Origin of the sequence: Actinomadura vinacea (assembly GCF_039532545.1) — a bacterium.
Taxonomy (GTDB): domain Bacteria; phylum Actinomycetota; class Actinomycetes; order Streptosporangiales; family Streptosporangiaceae; genus Spirillospora; species Spirillospora vinacea.
The window spans coordinates 12356-33016 of sequence record NZ_BAAARW010000029.1; the positions used below are offsets into that span (position 1 = coordinate 12356).

The 20661-nt window shown below is 71.2% G+C and carries 23 protein-coding genes; 21 read left to right on the forward strand and 2 right to left on the reverse strand.

What is annotated here, in order from left to right; all coding sequences use genetic code 11:
- The first annotated feature begins 39 nt into the window (after window positions 1–39).
- The 7 genes from ABD340_RS36230 to ccsB all read left to right on the forward strand — a co-directional run bounded on the left by ABD340_RS36230 (window position 40) and on the right by ccsB (window position 6359).
- Window positions 40–969, forward strand: a complete 930-nt coding sequence (locus tag ABD340_RS36230; protein WP_344595270.1) for a LysR family transcriptional regulator — start codon at window positions 40–42, stop codon at window positions 967–969.
- Window positions 970–979: 10 nt separating this feature from the next.
- Entirely contained in the window at window positions 980–1564 is a 585-nt protein-coding gene (locus ABD340_RS36235) for a DUF1877 family protein (protein ID WP_344595272.1), read from the forward strand.
- An 86-nt stretch (window positions 1565–1650) separates the two neighbouring features.
- Window positions 1651–2289: a histidine phosphatase family protein gene (locus tag ABD340_RS36240; RefSeq protein ID WP_344595274.1), complete on the forward strand. Its 639-nt coding sequence runs from the start codon at window positions 1651–1653 to the stop codon at window positions 2287–2289.
- Between the two features lie 46 nt (window positions 2290–2335).
- Window positions 2336–2926, forward strand: a complete 591-nt coding sequence (locus tag ABD340_RS36245; RefSeq protein WP_344595276.1) for a TlpA family protein disulfide reductase — start codon at window positions 2336–2338, stop codon at window positions 2924–2926.
- Window positions 2923–3663: a cytochrome c biogenesis CcdA family protein gene (locus ABD340_RS36250; RefSeq protein WP_344595277.1), complete on the forward strand. Its 741-nt coding sequence runs from the start codon at window positions 2923–2925 to the stop codon at window positions 3661–3663. Before ABD340_RS36245 ends, ABD340_RS36250 begins: the two co-directional genes overlap by 4 nt.
- 3 nt (window positions 3664–3666) lie before the next feature.
- Window positions 3667–5349, forward strand: a complete 1683-nt coding sequence (gene resB / locus ABD340_RS36255) for a cytochrome c biogenesis protein ResB (protein ID WP_344595279.1) — start codon at window positions 3667–3669, stop codon at window positions 5347–5349.
- A gap of 5 nt (window positions 5350–5354) precedes the next feature.
- The gene (ccsB, locus tag ABD340_RS36260; RefSeq protein ID WP_344595280.1) at window positions 5355–6359 is read left to right on the forward strand and encodes a c-type cytochrome biogenesis protein CcsB; all 1005 of its coding nucleotides are present in this window, start codon (window positions 5355–5357) and stop codon (window positions 6357–6359) included.
- Window positions 6360–6412: 53 nt separating this feature from the next.
- Here the strand turns inward: ccsB and ABD340_RS36265 are convergent, their stop codons facing one another.
- Window positions 6413–6724, reverse strand: coding sequence for a PLDc N-terminal domain-containing protein (locus ABD340_RS36265; RefSeq protein WP_344595282.1), 312 nt, complete (start codon window positions 6722–6724; stop codon window positions 6413–6415).
- A gap of 130 nt (window positions 6725–6854) precedes the next feature.
- On the opposite strand from ABD340_RS36265, the gene ABD340_RS36270 reads away from it, so the two are divergent.
- Both ABD340_RS36270 and ABD340_RS36275 read left to right on the forward strand, forming a co-directional pair.
- Complete coding sequence (locus tag ABD340_RS36270; protein WP_344595283.1) at window positions 6855–7910, forward strand: hypothetical protein; 1056 nt, start codon at window positions 6855–6857, stop codon at window positions 7908–7910.
- A 47-nt stretch (window positions 7911–7957) separates the two neighbouring features.
- Window positions 7958–8218, forward strand: coding sequence for a hypothetical protein (locus ABD340_RS36275; protein WP_344595284.1), 261 nt, complete (start codon window positions 7958–7960; stop codon window positions 8216–8218).
- Window positions 8219–8384: 166 nt separating this feature from the next.
- On the opposite strand, the gene ABD340_RS36280 is transcribed toward ABD340_RS36275, so the two are convergent.
- Complete coding sequence (locus ABD340_RS36280; RefSeq protein ID WP_344595286.1) at window positions 8385–8576, reverse strand: BldC family transcriptional regulator; 192 nt, start codon at window positions 8574–8576, stop codon at window positions 8385–8387.
- Between the two features lie 223 nt (window positions 8577–8799).
- Between ABD340_RS36280 and ABD340_RS36285 the strand changes: the two genes are divergently transcribed.
- The 12 genes from ABD340_RS36285 to ABD340_RS36340 form a co-directional block, all read left to right on the forward strand.
- Entirely contained in the window at window positions 8800–9759 is a 960-nt protein-coding gene (locus ABD340_RS36285; RefSeq protein WP_344595288.1) for a threonine ammonia-lyase, read from the forward strand.
- Window positions 9760–9827: 68 nt separating this feature from the next.
- The gene (locus ABD340_RS36290; protein WP_344595289.1) at window positions 9828–10067 is read left to right on the forward strand and encodes a DUF4229 domain-containing protein; all 240 of its coding nucleotides are present in this window, start codon (window positions 9828–9830) and stop codon (window positions 10065–10067) included.
- Between the two features lie 59 nt (window positions 10068–10126).
- Window positions 10127–10828: a demethylmenaquinone methyltransferase gene (locus ABD340_RS36295; protein ID WP_344595290.1), complete on the forward strand. Its 702-nt coding sequence runs from the start codon at window positions 10127–10129 to the stop codon at window positions 10826–10828.
- A 148-nt stretch (window positions 10829–10976) separates the two neighbouring features.
- The gene (locus ABD340_RS36300) at window positions 10977–12233 is read left to right on the forward strand and encodes a geranylgeranyl reductase family protein (protein WP_344595291.1); all 1257 of its coding nucleotides are present in this window, start codon (window positions 10977–10979) and stop codon (window positions 12231–12233) included.
- Between the two features lie 291 nt (window positions 12234–12524).
- Window positions 12525–12884 carry an NADH-quinone oxidoreductase subunit A gene (locus ABD340_RS36305; protein ID WP_344595293.1) on the forward strand — a complete coding sequence of 120 codons (360 nt, stop codon included), beginning with the start codon at window positions 12525–12527 and terminating at the stop codon, window positions 12882–12884.
- A gap of 1 nt (window position 12885) precedes the next feature.
- Window positions 12886–13440 carry a NuoB/complex I 20 kDa subunit family protein gene (locus ABD340_RS36310; RefSeq protein ID WP_344595295.1) on the forward strand — a complete coding sequence of 185 codons (555 nt, stop codon included), beginning with the start codon at window positions 12886–12888 and terminating at the stop codon, window positions 13438–13440.
- Complete coding sequence (locus ABD340_RS36315; RefSeq protein ID WP_344595296.1) at window positions 13437–14183, forward strand: NADH-quinone oxidoreductase subunit C; 747 nt, start codon at window positions 13437–13439, stop codon at window positions 14181–14183. The genes ABD340_RS36310 and ABD340_RS36315 overlap by 4 nt, the downstream gene beginning before the upstream one ends.
- A gap of 253 nt (window positions 14184–14436) precedes the next feature.
- The gene (locus tag ABD340_RS36320) at window positions 14437–15783 is read left to right on the forward strand and encodes an NADH-quinone oxidoreductase subunit D (RefSeq protein WP_344595297.1); all 1347 of its coding nucleotides are present in this window, start codon (window positions 14437–14439) and stop codon (window positions 15781–15783) included.
- Window positions 15780–16616: an NADH-quinone oxidoreductase subunit NuoE gene (gene nuoE / locus ABD340_RS36325; protein ID WP_344595298.1), complete on the forward strand. Its 837-nt coding sequence runs from the start codon at window positions 15780–15782 to the stop codon at window positions 16614–16616. Before ABD340_RS36320 ends, nuoE begins: the two co-directional genes overlap by 4 nt.
- Complete coding sequence (gene nuoF / locus ABD340_RS36330; RefSeq protein WP_344595299.1) at window positions 16613–17914, forward strand: NADH-quinone oxidoreductase subunit NuoF; 1302 nt, start codon at window positions 16613–16615, stop codon at window positions 17912–17914. The genes nuoE and nuoF overlap by 4 nt, the downstream gene beginning before the upstream one ends.
- Window positions 17911–20352, forward strand: a complete 2442-nt coding sequence (locus ABD340_RS36335) for an NADH-quinone oxidoreductase subunit G (RefSeq protein WP_344595300.1) — start codon at window positions 17911–17913, stop codon at window positions 20350–20352. The genes nuoF and ABD340_RS36335 overlap by 4 nt, the downstream gene beginning before the upstream one ends.
- The coding region (locus ABD340_RS36340; RefSeq protein WP_344595301.1) for an NADH-quinone oxidoreductase subunit H at window positions 20349–20661 on the forward strand (313 nt) is incomplete at its 3' end. The genes ABD340_RS36335 and ABD340_RS36340, both read left to right, overlap by 4 nt.

Consider the following 20661-nt stretch of genomic DNA (forward strand, 5'->3'; position numbering starts at 1 on the left):
AGTGTAGCCTCGGCTGTCTTCAAGGTTTAGCATTGCTTCATGCTGGATCTGGAACGGCTGCGTGCGCTGCACGCCGTCGCGACCCACGGGTCGGTAAGCGCCGCAGCCGACGTCCTCCACGTGACCACCTCGGCCGTCTCCCAGCAGCTGGCCAAGCTGGAGCGGGAGACCGGGCAGAAGCTCCTGGAACGCAACGGCCGCGGCGTGCGGCTCACCGACGCGGCCGTGCTGCTGGTCGAGCACGCCGGGCGAATCCTGTCGCTGGTCGAGCGGGCGCAGTCCGACCTGGAGGCGCACCGCGGCGCCGTGGTCGGACGGCTGACCCTCGCCGCCTTCCCCACCGCCGTCCGCGGGCTGCTGCCCGCCGCGCTGGCCCGGCTGCGCACCGACCACCCCGGGCTGCGCGTGCTGCTGCGCGAGGAGGATCCGCTGCAGAGCATGCCGCTGGTCGCCCGGGGCGATCTCGACATGGCCGTCGTCCAGGACTGGAACAACGAGCCGCTGCCGATGCCCGACGCCCTCTGCAAGGGCCTGATCTGCGACGACGTCGCCGATGTCGCGCTGCCACCGGGGCATCCGCTGGCCGGCCGGGACGAGATCGACCTCAAGGAGCTGGCCGGCGACCCGTGGATCAGCTCCTCGCCCGACAGCATCTGCTGCGACTGGCTGCTGCGCACCCTGCGCTCCGTCGACGCCGAGCCGCGGATCGACCACATGGCCTACGAGTTCGCCACCCAGCTGGCCCTGGTCGCCGCCGGGCTCGGCAACGTGATCCTGCCCCGGATGGGCCGCTGCGACGTGCCGCCGGAGGTGCACGTCGTCCGGATGCGCTCGCCGCTCAGCCGCCGCGTCTACGCGGTGTGGCGGGAGGAGGCGGCCCGCCGCCCCGCCATCCGCGCCGCGACCGAGGCGCTCCGCGCGGCCGTCCCCGCCGACCTCATTCCCCTCGCCCCCGCCCTGGCCCGGTAGCGCCAGGGCCATGGGGTACTGGATGTGGCTGACCAGGTACGACAGTGCCGAGGTCGCGGCTTTGCTCGACCATCCGCACGGTCTGGGCGCGGGCCTCAAACGGCTGTGGGACGTCTGGGACGACCTCCCCACCGGCCACGGGTACGACCCGTCCGGTTCCCTGCGCAAACTCGAAGAGGTGGAAACGCACCGGGCTTGGGACGCCTTGGACGTCCTGCTGACCGGCCACCCGAACGAGGACTACGAGAACCTCTCCGGAGAGCCGCCCGCCCGCGACGCGGTGATGGGCGGCCTCACCATGAACGAAACCGGCGAAGGATCCCTTCTCCGCGTCCCGCGCCTCCTGCGACCCGACCAAGTGCGCGCCGTGGACGGCTTCCTGCGCGACCTGGACCGCGACGCCCTGATCCGTGAGCGGCATGCGTTCCTGAAAGAAGTCCAGCCCTACTCGTTCGAGGGCTGGGGACGACAGTTGGACGGCCAGGCGGAGGACATGGTGGAACACGGCGCCCTCGCAAGGGCCTTCGACACCGTCCGCGACTTCTACGCCCGTGCCGCCGCCGGAGACAACGCCGTCATCAAAGAGATCTTCTAGGTCTGCCAGGGGGCCGCCCGCGCGTGAGACGTGGCCGGTGGCCGGTGGCCGGTGGCGGGGGAGGGCGCGGGTAACCTGGCGACGCGATGACTGACAAGACGATCGTTCACCTGCTGCGCCACGGTGAGGTGCACAACCCAGAGGGCATCCTGTACGGACGGCTGCCCGGCTACCGTCTGAGCGAGGACGGCGTCCTCATGGCCAAGGCGGCCGCGCGATGGTTCAGCGAGCGGGACGTCGCCGCGCTGTTCTCCTCACCGATGCAGCGTGCCGTGGAGACGGCCGCGCCCATGTCCGAGGCGTTCGACCTGCCGGTGACGGTCGATGACGGGCTGCTGGAGGCCGACAACCACTTCGAGGGCATGACCTTCGGCGTGGGCAAGGGCTCGCTGCGCCGTCCCGAGCACTGGCGCTACCTGCTCAACCCGTTCCGGCCGTCCTGGGGCGAGCCGTACAAGGAGATCGTCAAGCGGATGCGGGCGGCGGTGATCCGCGCCCGCGAGGCGGCGCGCGGCCACGAGGCGGTCTGCGTCAGCCACCAGCTGCCGATCTGGACCCTGCGGCTGTACGCCGAGCACCGCAGGCTCTGGCACCACCCGATCAAGCGGGAGTGCGGGCTGGCCAGCGTGACCAGCCTGGCGTTCGAGGGCAGCCGGCTGGTCGAGGTGTCCTACTGCGAGCCCGCCTCGGGCATCGCCAAGGGCCCCAGTGTCGCGGGCGCCTGACACCGCCGCTACATTGAGTACTACGTCTTGTAGTAGGAGGGTCCGGTTGAGCCCCCGAGTGTCCGCCGTACGCGCCGTCGCCGGTGCCGCCGCGGCCTGCGCGCTGCTGGCCGGCTGCGCGGGCACGGACGCCGCGCAGAACGGGCCGGGCGGCAGCGACAACCGCTTCATCGCGGGCAGCGGCGCGATCCAGGAGATCAAGCCCGCCGACCGCAAGGCGCCGCCCCAGGCCGCGGGGACCACCCTCGACGACGAGAAGCTCGCGGTGGCCGACTTCAAGGGCAAGGTCACCGTCGTGAACTTCTGGGCGTCCTGGTGCGCGCCCTGCCGCGGCGAGGCGCCCTCGCTGGAGCAGGTGCACGCCGAGCACAAGGGCAAGGGCGTGGAGTTCGTCGGGGTGGCGTTCAAGGACGGCAAGGCCAACGCCCAGGCGTTCGAGCGCAAGTTCAAGGTCGGCTACCCGAGCCTGTTCGACGCCGACGGCCGGATCACGCTGGCGTTCCGGGAGGTGCCGCCGAACGCGATCCCGACCACCCTGATCCTGGACCGCCAGGGCCGGGTCGCCGCCCGCATCATCGGCGCCACCACCTACTCCAAGCTGAACCCGCTGGTCACCAAGCTCCGCGCGGAACGATGAACCCCGCCGAGACGGTGGCGACCGGGTCGATGCTGCTGGCGGCGCCGCTGGCGATGCTGGCCGGGCTGGTGTCGTTCGTGTCGCCGTGCGTGCTGCCGCTGGTCCCCGGCTACCTGTCGTACGTGACCGGCATGTCCGGCGCCGATCTGGAGGAGCGGCGGCGCGGCCGGCTGCTGGCCGGGGCGGCGCTGTTCATCGCCGGGTTCACGCTGGTGTTCGTCACGGCCGGGGTCGCCTTCGGCGGGCTCGGCCGGTGGCTGCTGGAGTACCAGGATCCGATCACCCGGGTGCTGGGCGCGGCCACCATCGTGTTCGGGCTGGCGTTCATGGGGTTCGTCCCGGGGTTGCAGCGCACCCTGAAGTCCGGGCGGCTGCCCGCCGCCGGGATGGCCGGGGCGCCGCTGCTGGGCGTGCTGTTCGGCCTCGGCTGGACGCCGTGCATCGGCCCGACGCTGGCGGCGGTGCAGGCGCTGTCGTTCACCGAGGCGAGCGCCGGGCGCGGCGCACTATTGTCGCTGGCGTACTGCGCGGGCCTCGGCCTGCCGTTCGTGCTGACGGCGCTGGCCTACCGGCGGGCGCTGGGCGCCTTCGGCGCCGTCAAGCGGCACTACGGGCTGGTCATGCGGATCGGCGGGGGGATGCTCGTCGCCATCGGGATGCTGCTGGTGACCGGGCTGTGGAGCGATCTGACCATCCAGCTGAAGTCGTGGATCAGCGGCTTCGAGACGGTGATTTGAGACATGGCGAAGACGACGGAGCCGGCCGGAGCCGGGACCGACCCGGCGGAGGAGGACGTGGCGGCGGCCGAAGCGGACACGGCGGCGACCGAGGGGCCCGCCGCGCGGCGGCCGCCCCAGGAGGCGCCGCGGCCCAAGGGGCTCGGCCCGATCGGCTGGGCGCGCTGGGGCTGGCGGCAGCTCACCACGATGCGCACCGCGCTGATCCTGCTGTTCCTGGTGGCGCTGGGCGCCGTCCCAGGCTCGATCCTGCCGCAGCGCGGGCAGGCCCCCGAGAAGGTCACCGAGTACTTCGACAAGCACACCACCCTGGCGCCATGGTTCGAACGGCTGTCGCTGTTCGACGTGTTCGCGGCACCCTGGTTCGCGGCCATCTACATCCTGCTGTTCGTGTCGCTGGCGGGTTGCGTCATCCCGCGCGCGTCCCAGCACTACAGGGCGATGCGGGCGCGTCCCCCGGCGGCGCCCCGCAACCTGCGGCGGCTGCCGCAGTCGGCGACCTACGAGACCGACGCCGACGCTGCCGAGGTCCTCGCCGAGGCCCGCAAGGTGCTGCGCAAGCGCCGCTTCCGCGTGGACGACGGCGACGGCTCGATCGCCGCGGAGAAGGGATACCTGGGCGAGACCGGCAACCTGGTCTTCCATCTGGCCCTGCTGGGGCTGCTGTTCGCGCTCGGCGTGGGCAACGTGTTCGGCTACCGCGGCAACGTCGTCGTCACCGAGGGCAAGTCGTTCGCCAACGCCCTGGCCCACTACGACCAGTTCGAGCCCGGCTCGCAGTTCGACTCCGACCGGCTCCCGCCGTTCTCGCTGACGCTGGACGAATTCACCGCGACGTACGAGACCAAGGGCCCCAAGCGCGGCCAGGCCACCGACTACCAGGCCAAGCTCCGCTTCCGCGAGGCTCCCGCGTCGCCGGAGAAGCCGTACAACCTGCGCGTCAACCATCCGCTGGACGTGGCCGGCGCCAAGATCTACCTGATCAACCACGGGTACGCGCCGGCGTTCACGGTCCGCGACGCCAAGGGCGACGTCGCCTTCCAGGACTCGGTGCCGTTCCTGCCGATGGAGACGCGCAACTACACCTCCGAGGGCGTCGTCAAGGCGCCCGACGCCGAGCCCGAGCAGCTGGCGTTCTACGCCATCCTGTGGCCCACCGCCGTCGCCTCCGAGGACCAGAAGCAGATCGTCTCGGCCTTCCCGGGTGCGTTGCGGCCGGTGCTGACGATCTCCTCGTTCAAGGGCGACATCGGCCTGGACTCCGGCACTCCCCAGTCGGTCTACAAGCTGGACGGCATCGGCAAGACGCTGCAGCCGATCAAGGGCGGGCAGAAGCTGCTGGAGCCGGGGGAGACCTTCAAGCTGCCCGGCAACGCCGGATCGGTCACCTTCGACGGGATGCGCGAGTGGGCGAGCCTGTCGGTCAACCATGACCCGGGACGGATGCCCGCCCTGATCGCGGCCGTGCTCGCGATCATCGGGGTGGTCGCCTCGTTCATGGTGCGGCGCCGCAGGGTGTGGGTCCGTGCGAGGGCCGGGACGGACGGGCGTACCGTGGTCGAGGTCGGCGGGCTCACGCTCGGCCACCCGACCCCGGAGTTCGAGGACATCGTGGCCGCGCTGCGCGGCCCGCAAGAGCCCGAGGCCGACTCGGATCCGGCGTCGGCGACCGACACTAAGGAGTGACGAGGGTGGGCAGTGCCGACCTCGCGAATCTGAGCGACAAGCTCATGCTGACGACCGTGGTGCTGTACATCGTCGCCATGGTCTCCTACGCCGCCGACCTGGGCTTCGGACGCCGCCGCGCCGCCGCCGGGGCCGAGGAGAAGGCCGAGGAGAAGGCCGAGGAGAAGGTCCTGGTAGGCGCGGCGGGCGCCGAGGCCGCCGAACCGTCCGCCGAGAAGGCCGAGGCCGCCGAGGAGACCGGCGGGGGCGAGCGCCGCGCGATCGACTGGGCCCGGCTGGCGGTCCTGCTCAACGTGCTCGGCTGGGGCGCGCACCTCGGCGTGATCGTGACCCGCGGCCTGGCCGGCGAGCGCTGGCCGTGGGGCAACATGTACGAGTTCCTCACCGCCATCGCGTTCGCCGCGGTGACCGCGTTCCTGATCGTGCTGTGGCGCTTCCAGGCCCGCTTCCTGGGCGCGTTCGTCAGCCTCGCCGCGGTCGTGGGGCTGGGCGTGGCCAACATCTGGCTGTACGACTCGGTCGGCCCGGTCGTCCCGGCGCTCAACTCGTACTGGATCGCCATCCACGTCTCGGCCGCGATCATCGCGACCGGCGCGTTCACGGTCGGCGGCACGTCCACGATCCTCTACCTGCTCAAGGCCCGGCAGGAAGCGCGGAGCGCGGTGAAGGAGGGCGCGGGCGGCGGTTTCCTCGACCGGCTGCCCGGCTCCGACGCGCTGGACCGGCTGTCGGTGCGGGTCACCATGTTCGCCTTCCCGATCTGGACGGCCGCGATCATCATGGGCGCGATCTGGGCGGACGAGGCGTGGGGCCGCTACTGGGGCTGGGACCCCAAGGAGATCTGGTCGTTCATCACCTGGGTCATCTACGCCGCGTACCTGCACGCCCGCGCCACCGCCGGCTGGAAGGGCCGCAAGGCCGCGATCCTGGCGCTGATCGCCTTCGCCGCGCTGCTGTTCAACTTCTTCGGCGTGAACTACATGTTCTCCGGCCTGCACTCCTACGCCTGAGGCGACGCCGCCGGCGCTCCGCTCCAGGCGGCACGGGCGCGGGGCCTGCGGGATCAGTCCTCCTCGCGCAGCCGGCGCTCCAGGTCGCGCAGGAACGCCGGGTCGTCCTCGGGGCCCTTCGGGGCCTCGGCGGGCGGCCGGGCGGTCGCCGTTCCGGGCAGCGGGCCGGCGGACGGGCCGTGCGGCCGGCGCGCCCGGCCGAGCAGCAGCCACAGCACGGCGCCCGGCAGCAGGCCGAGCAGCACGATCAGGAGCCAGCCGAACTTGGGCAGGTACCGCACGTCGGACTCGTCGGTGCTGAGCACGTCGAAGAGTCCGAACAGCCACACTCCGATCAGGATCAGCGAGAGCAGCACATACGCCATGGCACGAGCGTAGACCGTGACCGGGAGTGGCGCTGACCGTAAGGGATGACGAGGGGTCGGGATTCGGCTTACGCTGCCCGGGGGCCCTGACGCTAGGTGTAACCGGGGGGCCCGCTGACAGAGGAGCCCGATGCGCTTCAAAGGCATCCACCGCAGGCACCGGGAGACGAGGGACGCCGTGTACGCCCCGTCGCCGTCCGAGGCGGGAGCGCGCGTGGAACGGCGCCCGGAGCCGCGCCGGCTCCTGCCGCGGCTGCGTCGCAAGCCGCCGCGCGACCGGTCCGGCCGGTTCCGCAGGGTGCCGGGCGAGTCGCCGGGCGCCCGGGCCCGCGAGGCGCAGGACGTGCTGGGACGCGAGGCGCAGGCCGCCTGGGGAGGGGACGCCATGGCCCCCCGTTCGGCGTCCGACGCGGCGGCGGGCCTGACGGAAACGCTCGCGGACGCCGTGCCCAGGCCGCGGGCGGAGCGGCCGGGCCGTTCTCCGGCGGGTCCGGACGGGGGTCCCCGCGTCTACTCGTGGAGCGACTTCGAGCTCGACGATCCGCCGCCGCGCGCCCGACCGCGCCCGCCCGGCGCCCCGCGCGTCGCCGACGGACTCAACCACTGTGGCGTCCTGGAGAGTGTTCTCTACCGGCAGTGGGACGAGCGGCGCGGGCCGCCGCCGCCGGAAGTGGTGCGAGCGGTCGACAGCCTGGCCGCGCTGCCCGACCAGCTGAAGGTGAAGCTGGCGGGCGGCCTGGAGGGCATCTACGTCGGGCCGGGCGGCGTCCCGCAGCTCGACGACATGGGCCATCTGCACGACAAGCCGCTGCCGTCCGGGCAGGCCACCTGGGACATCTGCGCGGGCGCGTACGGCGACGGCAAGATCGTCGTCGGGGACCGGCCGTCGCCGACACCGGACGTGATGATGCACGAGGTCGGGCACGCGCTCGACGACATCGACGGGGCGGACGGCGGCTGGCGCTCCGACGGCGAGGCGTTCCGTGAACTCTACGAGCAGTGCCGGCCGTATCTGTCCAGCGAGTTCCACCGGCAGCCCGACGCGCTGGGCCGCCGCGAGTTCTTCGCCGACGCGTTCGCCGCGATCTCCGCCCGGCAGCGGCCCGCGCTGGTCGATATGCTCGCCGGCAACATCCGAATGGCGTTGGACGTCATGCTCTTCTTCAACCGCAGGTACGGAATCTGATGCGGGCGGCGACGAGCACCGACGATGAGCACCGAAGGTGATCGACGATGTACGTGATCCGGCTTCCCGACGGCAGGCTCCGGGTCCCTCACAGCGTCCTCGCCGACTCCGGGCGGGAGCCGGACGAAGGGCAGATCATCGCCCAGGCGTATGTGGAGATCGGCCCTGGCGATCCCGACTACGAACGCCTGCTGCCCGAGTCCATCACCGAGGAGGAGATGGCGGACAAGCGGCGCGAATGGCGCGAGGGCGATGAGGAGCTGCTCCGCGTGTTCGAGGAGTACAAGGCCGACCAGGGCGAGGACTGAACGTCGGCGGCTCCCGTCCGCATGGTGTTTCGGGGGAATTCACCACGCCGGCGGACGGGCATTTCCAGGGGCGGAGCCCCTGCCGAGGGCTGGTCGGTGGCCGGAACGAGCGCGCTGGTGGGGTGGGTGACGCCGAACAGGGATGTGGGGGCGTCCCCTCACGATGTCACCTGATGGCCGGCTCTTCTCCGCGGAGCAGCGCGTGCACTTCGGACTCACGGAAACGGCGGTGGCCCCCGGGAGTGCGGATGCTGCTGATCCGACCGGCCGCGGCCCAGCGCGTAACCGTTTTCGGATCGACCCGGAAGAGGGCGGCGACCTCTCCCGGGGTCAGCAGGCGCTCGCTGGTGCTTTCCACGTTTTCTCTCCCCCTTTGTCCCGCTCTCGGTGCGGGTGGACTGTTTCCTAGTGTGGCGGGTCAAGACCGATTTCTCCCTTGTTTTCGGAAAACATCACGCTGTGTAGCGCGCTGAACAGCGGCGATGACGGGAAGTTAGCGTGTCATCGCCCACAATCGTCTCCTCGATCACGTGCGGCCCGTCCCGCCCCTGGTGAGAGGCCCGCCGGATAGGCTCCCTGACATGGCGGATCTTGTGTCGCTGGAGGAGATCGAGGCGGCCGCGGAACGGCTGGCGGGAATGGCGGTGCGCACCCCGCTGGTGCCGTTCCCGCGGTCGGATCCGGCGTTGCTGGTGAAGGCGGAATCGCTGCAGCCGATCGGCGCGTTCAAGCTGCGCGGCGCCCATGCGACGATCTCCACACTTCCCGTGAAGGTGCGCGAGCGCGGCGTGGTCGCACATTCCAGTGGGAATCATGCGCAGGCGGTCGCATACTCGGCGAACGCCTTCGGAGTTCCGGCGGTACTGGTCGTCCCGCACACCACTCCGGCGGTGAAGGTGGCGGCGTGCGTCGCGCTGGGCGCCGAGATCGTCTACGTGGAGCCGACGATGGAGGCGCGGGTGTCGACCGCCGGAAAGCTGGCGGCCGCGCACGGTTTCACCTTGGTCCCGCCGTTCGACGACCGGCGGATCATCGCGGGGCAGGGCACCGTCGGGCTGGAGATCGTCCAGGACCGCCCGGACGTGGACGTGGTGCTGGTGCCGGTCGGCGGGGGCGGGCTGGTCTCGGGGGTCGCGGCGGCGGTGAAGCGGATGCGGCCGGCGGCGAAGGTGATCGGGGTGGAGCCCGAGCTGGCCGCCGACGCGCGCGCGTCCATGCTGGCGGGACGCCCGGTGGCGTGGCCGCCGGCGGACACCGGCCGCACGATCGCGGACGCGTTGCGCGCGCAGCGCGTGGGGGACGTGACGTTCGCGCACATGCGGGCACTGGTGGACGGCGTCGTCGCGGTGAGCGAGGAGGAGATCCGGCTGGCGATGCGGCGGCTGGCGCGGGAGGCGCGGCTGATCGCCGAGCCGGGCGGCGCCGTCGCGACCGCCGCCTACCTCTACAGGAGGGACGAGCTTCCCGCGGCGCACACCTATGTATCGGTGCTGTCGGGCGGCAATGTGGAGCCCGAGTTGCTGGCCGACGTCATCGCCTGACGACGGCCGGAGTCGGAGACCCGCCCCGGCGCGGGGCTCCGGAGAGGGCCGGGTAGTCTCGAACCGTCATGCGTTCCGTTGTGTTCTACACCCTGGCCCGGTTCGGGATCTTCCTGGCCACGGGCCTCGTGCTGGCCCTGTTCGGGGCCCGCGGCCTGCTGCTGCTTGCGCTGGCCGTGCTGATCAGCGGCATCGTCAGCTTCGTCCTGCTGTCCGGGCAGCGCGACGCCATGTCCACCGCGGTGGTCTCCGGTGTACGGGAGCGGCGCCGCAAGTTCGACCGGGCGCGCACCAAGGAGGACGCCTGACCGTCCGCTGAAGACGGCCCCTGGGCGTGGCGCTCTTCGCGGGCTCTTAGGCTGGGGGCATGACCCGCGCCTCTCTTGACAAGCAGCCGGCCGACGTCGCGGCGATGTTCGACCGCACGGCCGAGCGCTACGACCTGCTCAACAGCCTGATGACCGGCGGGCAGGACCGGCGCTGGCGGCGGGAGGTGGTCAGGGCGGTGGGCGCCCGTCCGGGCGAGCGGATCCTGGATCTGGCCGCCGGGACCGGAACCTCGTCGGTGCCCTTCGCCGACGCGGGCGCGCACACCGTGGCCTGCGACTTCTCGCTGGGGATGCTGCGGGTCGGGGTGGCGCGGCAGCGGGATGTGCGGCGGCTGCGCTTCGTGGCCGGCGACGCGCTGCGGCTGCCCTTCGCCGACGGCGCGTTCGACGCGGTGACCATCTCCTTCGGGCTGCGGAACGTGGCCGACACCGAGGCGGCGCTGCGCGAGCTGCGCCGGGTGGCCAGGCCGGGCGGACGGCTGCTGGTCTGTGAGGTCAGTCACCCCTCGAACACGCTGCTGCGTTTCGGTCATCGTGCGCACCTGCGGGTTGGGCTGCCCACGCTGGCCCGGGTCAGCAGCAATCCCGACTCATACACCTACCTCGCCGAGTCGACCCTCGCCTGGCCGGACCAGGCGGAGCTGGCGCGGCGGATCCAGGCCGCGGGCTGGCGCGAGGTGCGCTGGCGCGATCTCACCTTCGGTGTCGTCGCGCTGCACCACGCTGTCAACCCGGGCTGACCCGTGTATCGGTCCGAAGTCAGACCCAATTTCGGACCGGTCCAAAACCGAGGCGGTCGAGAGGTACCCATTGACCGTCCGAAAGGAATAGACTCCCCCCGGATCCTTGTGAAGTACTTCACAAGCGAACGAGCTGAAGAGGACCGCCGTGACCGACTCCACCCGGCAGGCAGACGTGATCGTCGTCGGGGCCGGACCCGCCGGGGCCGCCACCTCCTACTGGCTGGCCCAGTCGGGCCTGGACGTGCTGCTGCTGGAGAAGGCCACGTTCCCGCGCGACAAGATCTGCGGTGACGGGCTGACTCCGCGCGCCGTCCGGGCGCTGATCGCCATGGGCGTCGACATCAACGCGCCCGGCTGGGCCCGCAACAAGGGGCTGCGCATCTACGGCGGCGGCGTCAAGGTCGAGCTGCCCTGGCCCGAGCTGGCGAGCTTCCCCGACTACGGCCTCGTCCGCACCCGCACCGACCTCGACCAGCTGCTCGCTGAGCACGCCGCCAAGGCCGGCGCCCGGCTGCTGCAGGGCTGCAACGTCACCGCCCCCATCCTCGACGAGCGCACCGACCGCATCATCGGCGTCCAGGCCAAGTACGAGGGCGAGAAGGTGGAGTTCCACGCCCCGCTGGTGGTGGCCGCCGACGGCAACTCCACCCGGCTGTCGCTGGCCATGGGCCTGCGCCGGCGCGAGGACCGCCCGATGGGCGTCGCCGTCCGCCGCTACTTCCAGACGCCCCGCCATGACGACGAGTTCATGGAGGCATGGCTGGAACTGTGGGACGGCCAGCGCCTCCTCCCCGGCTACGGCTGGGTGTTCCCGGTCGGCGACGGCACGTCCAACGTCGGGCTCGGCCTGCTCAACACCAGCGCGGCGTTCCAGAGCGTCGACTACCGCGGCATGCTCAAGGGCTGGTGCGCGAACATGCCGGAGGAGTGGCGGTTCGACGAGGACCACGCCACCAGCCCGATCCGCGGCGCCGCGCTCCCGATGGGCTTCAACCGCCAGCCGCACTACACCCGGGGGATGCTGCTGGTCGGCGACGCCGGCGGCATGATCAACCCGTTCAACGGCGAGGGCATCGACTACGCGCTGGAGTCCGGCCGGCTGGCCGCCGAGATCATGGTGCAGGCGCTGGCCCGCCGCACCCCGGCGCAGCGCGAGCGGACCCTGTACGAGTACCCGCGCATCCTCAAGGACGAGCACGGCGGCTACTTCACCCTCGCCCGCGTCTTCGTCCAGGCGATCGGCGATCCGCGGGTGATGAAGTTCCTGACCGCGCACGGCCTGCCGCATCCGACGCTGATGCGCTTCACGCTCAAGCTGCTGGCCAACCTGACCGACCGCCGCGGCGGCGACGCCATGGACCGCGTCATCAACGCGATGCAGAAGGTGGCGCCCGCGGCATGAACGGGGAGCAGGGCATGGGACTGCCCATGGACATGACGACCGGAAGGGGGCGTCGCAGGGCGCCCTGAATCAAGCGGAGGCGGCCGGACCGCACGGTCCAGACCCCCCCGAGGGGAGTGCTATTGACCACCTTGGCTAGGGTGGCGACCCGTGTCCGTGACACATGTCACGAACGTGTAAAGGGTAACGCCGCCGTGGCGCGCCCGTCAGGCGCCGCGCACCACCCCGCGCGGCGCCCGCGGGGGCGTGCCCCGTACAGCGTTGTACGTAGCGAGAAGAGGCAGTAGAGACATGGATCTCTATATTCCGATCATTGTGCTGGGAGCGCTCGCCTTCCTCTTCGCCGCCGGTTCCGTTCTGATGGCCTCCCTCACCGGTCCCAAGCGCTGGAACCGGGCGCGGCTGGACGCCTACGAGTGCGGGATCGAGCCGACCCCGCAGCCGGTCGGCGGCGGCCGCTTCCCGATCAAGTACTACCTGACGGCGATGCTGTTCATCGTCTTCGACATTGAGATCATCTTCCTTTACCCCTGGGCGGTCGCGTTCGACCGGATGGGGATTTTCGGTCTTGTGGAGATGGTCCTGTTCATCCTCACCGTGCTGGTGGCGTACGCCTACATCTGGCGGCGCGGTGGTCTGGAGTGGGACTGACATGGGTCTTGAAGAGAAACTGCCCAGCGGCTTCCTGCTGACGACGGTCGAGCAGGTCGCCGGGTGGGCGCGCGCCAGCTCGATGTGGCCGGCCACCTTCGGGCTGGCCTGCTGCGCGATCGAGATGATGGCCACCGGCGACCCGCGGCACGACTTCTCCCGGTGGGGGATGGAGCGTGCCTCGGCGACCCCGCGGCAGGCCGACCTGATGATCGTGGCGGGCCGGGTGAGCCAGAAGATGGCCCCGGTGCTGCGCCAGATCTACGACCAGATGACCGAGCCCAAGTGGGTCATCGCGATGGGCGTGTGCGCCTCGTCCGGCGGCATGTTCAACAACTACGCGATCGTGCAGGGCGTGGACCACATCGTCCCGGTGGACATCTACCTGCCCGGCTGCCCGCCGCGGCCGGAGATGCTGCTGGACGCGATCCTGAAGCTGCACGACAAGGTGGCCAACACCAAGCTCGGAGCGCAGCGCAAGAAGCAGATCACCGAGCTGGAAGAGGCCAAGCGCCGCCAGCTTCCGCTGCTGGGCCAGTCCGGAGGTGCCCTATGAGCTCGCAGCATCCGGAGCAGAAGGCCGAGCAGGGCGCCGACCGGCTGCCCGCGCGGTCGGAGGAGGGGCGCCAGGAGCAGCCGGTCGCGCGGACCGGCATGTTCGGCGCCAAGACCTCCGGCGACACCTCGGGATACGGCGGGCTGGTCGTCCGGCAGACCCCGAAGGTGTCGACCCCCCGCCCGTACGGCGGCCCGGGGGGCGCGGCGGAGGCCGGACCGTTCGACGAGGTCGCCGACGCGCTGGAGCGGACTCTGCCCGACTTCGGCGACGCGATCGAGCGGGTCGTCGTCGACCGCGGCGAGATGACCTTCTTCGTCAAGCGGGAGCACGTCAAGGCCGTCGCGCAGACCATGCGGGACGAGCCGGACCTGCGGTTCGAGCTGTGCTCGGGCGTGTCCGGGGTGCACTACCCGCAGGACGCCGGCGCCGAGCTGCACGCCGTCTACCACCTGCTGTCGATCACCCACAACCGGCGGGTGCGGCTGGAGGTCAGCTGCCCCGACGCCGACCCGCACATTCCCTCGGTCGTCGGCGTCTACCCGACCAACGACTGGCACGAGCGCGAGACCTACGACTTCTTCGGGATCGTGTTCGACGGGCATCCGGCGCTCACCCGCATCGAGATGCCCGACGACTGGGTCGGCCACCCGCAGCGCAAGGACTACCCGCTCGGCGGGATCCCCGTTGAATACCGTGGAGCGGAGATCCCGCCGCCCGACGAGCGGAGGTCTTACGTTTGACATCCTCCACCAACCCGAAGGCAGTGGATTCTCCGGGTCGCCCCAGAGATCTTCCTGCTTCACCGCGAATTGCCCCCGGGACGAACCCAAGCCGAGGTCTTATGCCCGCTCCACAGGCTCAATCCGCCAGCCCGGCGGTGAATCCGATGGTTTGGGTTTCGCCACCGGACGTCACTTACGCTCTCACATGCCCGAGGGGAGGGAGGGGCGGTTTCTTCGAAAGTAAGTTCGAAGTGGCCGTTTCGCCAGGTCGATGAGCAGTACGAAATATACCCAGTACGACGCCTACGCCGCGGGCGAGGCCGCCGAGGGCAAGGTCTTCGACGTCTCCGGCCAGGACTGGGACCAGGTCGTGGCCGGTGCGGAGGACCTGGGCGACGAGCGCCTGGTCGTCAACATGGGGCCGCAGCACCCGTCCACGCACGGCGTGCTGCGGATCATCCTGACGCTGGACGGCGAGACGGTGAACGAGGCGCGGGTCGGCATCGGCTACCTGCACACCGGCATCGAGAAGAACATGGAGTTCCGCACCTGGACCCAGGGCACCACGTTCTGCACGCGCATGGACTACCTGGCGCCGATCTTCAACGAGACGGCGTACTGCCTGGGCGTGGAGAAGCTGCTGGGGATCACCGACCAGGTGCCGGAGCGGGCCCAGATCATCCGGGTGATGATGATGGAGCTCAACCGGATCTCCTCGCACCTGGTGGCGATCGCCACGTTCGGCCTGGAGCTGGGCGCGACCACGGTCATGCTCAACGGGTTCATCGAGCGCGAGTACACCCTTGATCTCTTCGAGGAGATCACGGGCCTGCGGATGAACATGGCGTACGTGCGTCCCGGCGGCGTCGCGCAGGATCTGCCGAGCGGCGCGCTCAGCAAGATCCGCGACTATCTCGACCGGATGCCCAAGCGCATCCAGGCGATGCGCAAGCTGATGGACGCCAACCCGGTCTACCTGGCGCGGACGAAGGACATCGCGTACCTGGACCTGACCGGCTGCATGGCGCTGGGCATCACCGGCCCGGTGCTGCGGTCGACCGGGCTGCCGTGGGACCTGCGCAAGTCGCAGCCCTACTGCGGTTACGAGACCTACGACTTCGAGGTCGCCACCGAGGACACCTGCGACGTGTACGGCCGCTATCTCGTCCGGATGAACGAGATGGAGGAGTCCCTGAAGATCGTCGAGCAGTGCGTGGAGCGGCTGCAGTCGGTCAAGGGCCCGGTGATGATCGAGGACAAGAAGATCGGGTGGCCGGCGCAGCTGGCCATCGGCGCGGACGGGATGGGCAACTCGCCCCGGCACATCGCGCACATCATGGGCACCTCGATGGAGGCCCTCATCCACCACTTCAAGCTGGTGACCGAGGGATTCCGGGTGCCGGCCGGACAGGCGTACGCGGCGATCGAGTCGCCGCGCGGGGAACTGGGCGCGCACGTGGTCAGCGACGGCGGCACGCGCCCGTGGCGGGTGCACTTCCGCGACCCGTCGTTCACCAACCTGCAGGCCGTCCCGGCGATGTGCGAGGGAAGCATGATCGCCGACGTGATCGCGGCCGTGGCCAGTCTCGACCCGGTGATGGGGGGTGTGGATCGATGACAGCGGAACGGCAGGCGGACCCCGCGGCCCTGGAAGCGGCCGAGGAGACGCCCGCGGAGTACGACCCGGCGGTGCGGGAGCGGCTGGAGCGGGACGCGAAGGAGATCATCGCCCGCTATCCCAAGCCGCGCTCGGCGCTGCTGCCGATGCTGCACCTGGTGCAGTCGGTGGACGGGTACGTCTCGCGGCGCGGCGTGGAGTTCTGCGCCGAGCAGCTGGGCATCACGCCTGCGCAGGTCACCGGGGTGTCGACCTTCTACACCATGTACAAGCGCGCGCCGGTCGGCGAGTACCACGTCGGCGTCTGCATCAACACGCTGTGCGCGATCATGGGCGGCGACCAGATCTGGAACGAGCTGAGCGAGCATCTGGGCGTCGGTCATGACGAGGCCACCCCGGACGGCCGGGTCAGCCTGGAGCGGATCGAGTGCAACGCGGCCTGCGACTTCGCGCCGGTGATGACGGTCAACTGGGAGTTCTTCGACAACATGACTCCCGAGAAGGCCAAGGAGCTGGTGGACGACCTGCGCCGCGGCGAGCAGGTGCCGCCCACGCGCGGGCCGTCCGGGATGTGCTCCTGGAAGGACGCCTCCCGCGTGCTGGCCGGGTTCCCCGACGGGCGCGCGAACGAGGGCGTCCAGGCGGGGCCCGAGTCGCTGGCCGGCCTGGAACTGGCCAAGGAGCGCGGCTGGGCGGCGCCACGCGGTGACGTCGACCGCGAGCGTCCGCACGAGCCGGTCACCCCGGGTGAGATCGCTCCGCCGCCGCACGAACCCGGCAAGCCGATCGCCGGGGACGTGAAGCCCGGTTCGCAGGAGGATCGCAACCAATGACCACGCTCACCCCGATCCTCACCAAGAACTGGGACCGGTCCGACTCGTTCACCCGGGCGGGCTACGAGCGCGACGGCGGCTACCGGGCGCTGCGCAACGCGCTGGCCATGGAGCCGGACGCGATCGTCCAGGCGGTCAAGGACTCCGGGCTGCGCGGCCGCGGCGGCGCGGGCTTCCCCACCGGGATGAAGTGGGGGTTCCTGCCGCCGAGCAGCCCCAACCCGCGCTACCTGGTCGTCAACGCCGACGAGTCCGAGCCGGGCACGTGCAAGGACATCCCGCTGATGATGGCCAATCCGCACGTGCTCATCGAGGGCATCGTCATCAGCTCGTTCGCGATCCGCTCCAACCACGCGTTCATCTACGTGCGCGGCGAGGTGCTGCATGTGATCCGCCGCCTCCAGCAGGCGGTGGCGGAGGCGTACGAGGCCGGCTACCTGGGCCGGGACATCCTCGGCTCCGGGTTCGACCTGGAACTGGTCGTGCACACCGGTGCCGGCGCCTACATCTGCGGCGAGGAGACGGCGCTGCTGGACTCTCTGGAGGGGTTCCGCGGCCAACCGAGGCTCAAGCCTCCCTTCCCTGCGGTCGCGGGGCTCTACGGCGGCCCCACCGTCATCAACAACGTCGAGTCGATCGCATCGGTTCCCTCGATCGTCGAGAACGGCGCGGACTGGTTCGCCGCGATGGGCACCGAGAAGTCCCAGGGGTACGGGATCTTCTCGCTGTCCGGGCATGTCACCAAGCCCGGGCAGTACGAGGCGCCGCTGGGGATCACGCTGCGCGAGCTGCTCGACATGGCGGGCGGGATCCGGAACGGGCACCGGCTGAAGTTCTGGACGCCGGGCGGCTCGTCCACCCCGATCTTCACCGACGAGCACCTGGACGTTCCGCTGGACTTCGAGTCGGTGGGGGCGGCCGGGTCCATGCTCGGCACCCGGGCGCTGCAGATCTTCGACGAGACCACCTGCGTCGTGCGGGCGGTGCTGCGCTGGTCGGAGTTCTACGCGCACGAGTCGTGCGGCAAGTGCACGCCGTGCCGCGAAGGCACGTACTGGTACAAGCAGATGCTCAAGCGGCTGGAGGCCGGGCAGGGCGAGGAGAAGGACCTGGAGACGCTCCTGGACCTGTCCGACAACATCCTGGGCCGGTCGTTCTGCGCGCTGGGCGACGGCGCGACCAGCCCGGTGGTCTCGTCCATCAAGCTCTTCCGGGACGAGTACCTCCAGCACTTCGAGCAGGGCGGCTGTCCCTTCGACCCGGCCGCCTCCACCCTCTGGGGAGGTGGGACCAAGTGACCGCGACCAAGCCCGAGGCGCCGGTCGAGAAGCGCGAGGACATGGTGGCCGTCACCATCGACGGCTTCGAGATCGAGGTGCCCAAGGGCACGCTGATCATCCGGGCCGCCGAGCTGCTCGGCATCCAGATCCCGCGGTTCTGCGACCATCCGCTGCTGGACCCGGTCGGGGCCTGCCGGCAGTGCCTGGTGGAGATCCCGGACGCCGGCAACGGCCGCGGGATGCCCAAGCCGCAGGCGTCCTGCACCACCACGGTGATGCCGGGCATGGTCATCAAGACCCAGCTCACCTCGCCGGTGGCCGACAAGGCCCAGCACGGCGTGATGGAGCTGCTGCTCATCAACCACCCGCTGGACTGCCCGATCTGCGACAAGGGCGGCGAGTGCCCGCTGCAGAACCAGGCGATGTCCAACGGGCGGGGCGAGACGCGGTTCACCGAGGCCAAGCGGACCTTCCCCAAGCCGATCGCGCTGTCCAGCCAGGTGCTGCTCGACCGGGAACGCTGCATCCAGTGCGCCCGCTGCACCCGGTTCTCCGACCAGATCGCCGGGGACGCGTTCATCGACCTGTTCGAGCGCGGCGCCAAGGAACAGGTGGGGGCGGCCGACGGCAAGCCGTTCCAGTCCTACTTCTCCGGCAACACGGTGCAGATCTGCCCGGTGGGGGCGCTGACCGGCGCGGCGTACCGGTTCCGGTCCCGGCCGTTCGACCTGGTGTCGTCGCCGAGCACCTGCGAGCACTGCGCCTCGGGGTGCGCGCTGCGCACCGACCACCGGCGCGGGAAGATCACCCGGCGGCTGGCCGGGGACGACCCGCAGGTGAACGAGGAGTGGAACTGCGACAAGGGCCGGTGGGCGTTCACCTACGCCACCCAGCCCGACCGGCTGACCCACCCGCTGGTCCGCAACGAGGACGGGGTGCTGGAGACCGCGTCCTGGCCGGAGGCGCTGACCCTCGCGGCGCGGGGCCTGGCGGCGGCGCGCGGGAAAGCGGGCGTGCTGACCGGCGGCCGCGTCACGCTGGAGGACGCCTACGCCTACGCCAAGTTCGCCCGGGTCGCGCTCGGCACCAACGACATCGACTTCCGGGCCCGCGCGCACTCGCGCGAGGAGGCCGAGTTCCTGGTGTCCTCGGTGGCGGGCAGTGCCATGAGGGTGTCCTACTCCGTCCTGGAGAAGGCGCCCGCGGTGCTGCTGGCCGGGTTCGAGCCGGAGGAGGAGTCGCCGATCGTCTTCCTGCGGCTGCGCAAGGCGCACCGCAAGGGCGGCCTGAAGGTCTTCTCGGTCGCGCCGTTCGCCAGCCGCGGGCTCCAGAAGCTGGGCGGCACGCTGCTGCCGGCGGCGCCGGGAGCGGAGGCGGAGGTCCTCGGCTCGCTGGTCGCCGACGGGCAGAGCACCGAGGCCAGGACGTCGCTGGAGTCGCCCGGCGCGGTGATCCTGGTCGGCGAGCGGCTGGCCGGCAGCCCCGGGGCGCTGTCCAGCGTGCACCGGCTGGCCCAGGCCACCGGCGCCCGGGTCGCCTGGGTGCCGCGCCGGGCCGGTGAGCGCGGCGCGATCGAGGCCGGGGCGCTTCCCGGGCTGCTGCCGATCGGCCGTCCGGTCGCCGACCCGGACGCGCGCGCCGAGGTCGCCCGCGCCTGGAACGTGGCCGAGCTGCCCGCCGCTCCCGGCCGGGACGGCGCCGGCATCCTCGCCGCGGCGAAGGCCGGGGAGCTGGGCGCGCTGCTGGTCGGCGGCATCGACCCCTACGACCTGCCGGACCCGGCGGCGGCGCTGGCCGCGCTGGAGGCGGCCCCGTTCGTGGTGAGCCTGGAGCAGCGGGTCAGCGCGGTCACCGACCGCGCCGACGTGGTGCTGCCGGTCGCGGCCGTCGCGGAGAAGTCCGGGACGTTCGTCGACTGGGAGGGCCGCGGCCGGCCGTTCGACACCGTGCTGAAGTCCGCCGGGCGGATGTCCGACCTGCGGGTGCTGGACGCGCTCGCCGGGGAGATGGACGTGCACCTGGCGCTGCCCGGCCCGGAGGCGGCCAAGCGGGAGCTGACCGCGCTGGGCGGCTACAAGGGCGAGCGGCCCGCGGCGCCGAGCGTCGCGCAGGGCGTGCAACCGCAGCCGGACGCCGGCGAGGCGCTGCTGGCCACCTGGCGGATGCTGCTCGACCGGGGCCGGCTGCAGGACGGCGAACCGTACCTGGCGGGCACCGCCAAGCCGGCGGTGGCGCGGCTGTCGCCCGGCACCGCCGCCGAGATCGGCGCGGCCGGCGGCGGCGCGGTGACCGTCTCGACCGGGCGCGGCGCGGTGACGCTGCCGCTGGAGGTCACCCCCGACCTGCCGGACCGGGTGGTCTGGCTGCCGGCGAAGTCCGCGGGCTGCGACCTGTACCGGGACCTGGGCGCGGCGGCCGGAAGCGTGGTCACGATCTCTGCCGGAGGCGCGTCATGAGCATGAGGGTGTCGTCCGTACTGGCCGCCGGTCCCGCGCAGACCGACCCGACGCTGGACAGCTTCGGCCGCGATCCGTGGTGGCTGATCGGCGGCAAGGTGCTGGCGATCTTCGTCTTCCTGGTCCTGACCGTGCTGCTGTCGATGTGGGTGGAACGGCGGGTCATCGGCCGGATGCAGCTGCGGGTCGGGCCCAACCGGGCCGGGCCGTTCGGCCTCCTGCAGGGGCTCGCCGACGGCGTCAAGCTGGCGTTGAAGGAGGACATCGTCCCGCGTCAGGTGGACCGGGTGGTGTTCGTGCTGGCGCCGG

What these genes read in the sequence shown, in the direction of transcription:
- ABD340_RS36230 (WP_344595270.1), top strand. Translation starts at nt 40, where the DNA reads ATGCTGGATCTGGAACGGCTGCGTGCGCTGCACGCCGTCGCGACCCAC.
- ABD340_RS36235 (WP_344595272.1), top strand. Translation starts at nt 980, where the DNA reads ATGGGGTACTGGATGTGGCTGACCAGGTACGACAGTGCCGAGGTCGCG.
- ABD340_RS36240 (WP_344595274.1), top strand. Translation starts at nt 1,651, where the DNA reads ATGACTGACAAGACGATCGTTCACCTGCTGCGCCACGGTGAGGTGCAC.
- ABD340_RS36250 (WP_344595277.1), top strand. Translation starts at nt 2,923, where the DNA reads ATGAACCCCGCCGAGACGGTGGCGACCGGGTCGATGCTGCTGGCGGCG.
- resB (WP_344595279.1), top strand. Translation starts at nt 3,667, where the DNA reads ATGGCGAAGACGACGGAGCCGGCCGGAGCCGGGACCGACCCGGCGGAG.
- ABD340_RS36265 (WP_344595282.1), bottom strand. Translation starts at nt 6,724, where the DNA reads ATGGCGTATGTGCTGCTCTCGCTGATCCTGATCGGAGTGTGGCTGTTC.
- ABD340_RS36270 (WP_344595283.1), top strand. Translation starts at nt 6,855, where the DNA reads ATGCGCTTCAAAGGCATCCACCGCAGGCACCGGGAGACGAGGGACGCC.
- ABD340_RS36275 (WP_344595284.1), top strand. Translation starts at nt 7,958, where the DNA reads ATGTACGTGATCCGGCTTCCCGACGGCAGGCTCCGGGTCCCTCACAGC.
- ABD340_RS36285 (WP_344595288.1), top strand. Translation starts at nt 8,800, where the DNA reads ATGGCGGATCTTGTGTCGCTGGAGGAGATCGAGGCGGCCGCGGAACGG.
- ABD340_RS36290 (WP_344595289.1), top strand. Translation starts at nt 9,828, where the DNA reads ATGCGTTCCGTTGTGTTCTACACCCTGGCCCGGTTCGGGATCTTCCTG.
- ABD340_RS36295 (WP_344595290.1), top strand. Translation starts at nt 10,127, where the DNA reads ATGACCCGCGCCTCTCTTGACAAGCAGCCGGCCGACGTCGCGGCGATG.
- ABD340_RS36305 (WP_344595293.1), top strand. Translation starts at nt 12,525, where the DNA reads ATGGATCTCTATATTCCGATCATTGTGCTGGGAGCGCTCGCCTTCCTC.
- ABD340_RS36310 (WP_344595295.1), top strand. Translation starts at nt 12,886, where the DNA reads ATGGGTCTTGAAGAGAAACTGCCCAGCGGCTTCCTGCTGACGACGGTC.
- ABD340_RS36315 (WP_344595296.1), top strand. Translation starts at nt 13,437, where the DNA reads ATGAGCTCGCAGCATCCGGAGCAGAAGGCCGAGCAGGGCGCCGACCGG.
- ABD340_RS36320 (WP_344595297.1), top strand. Translation starts at nt 14,437, where the DNA reads ATGAGCAGTACGAAATATACCCAGTACGACGCCTACGCCGCGGGCGAG.
- nuoE (WP_344595298.1), top strand. Translation starts at nt 15,780, where the DNA reads ATGACAGCGGAACGGCAGGCGGACCCCGCGGCCCTGGAAGCGGCCGAG.
- nuoF (WP_344595299.1), top strand. Translation starts at nt 16,613, where the DNA reads ATGACCACGCTCACCCCGATCCTCACCAAGAACTGGGACCGGTCCGAC.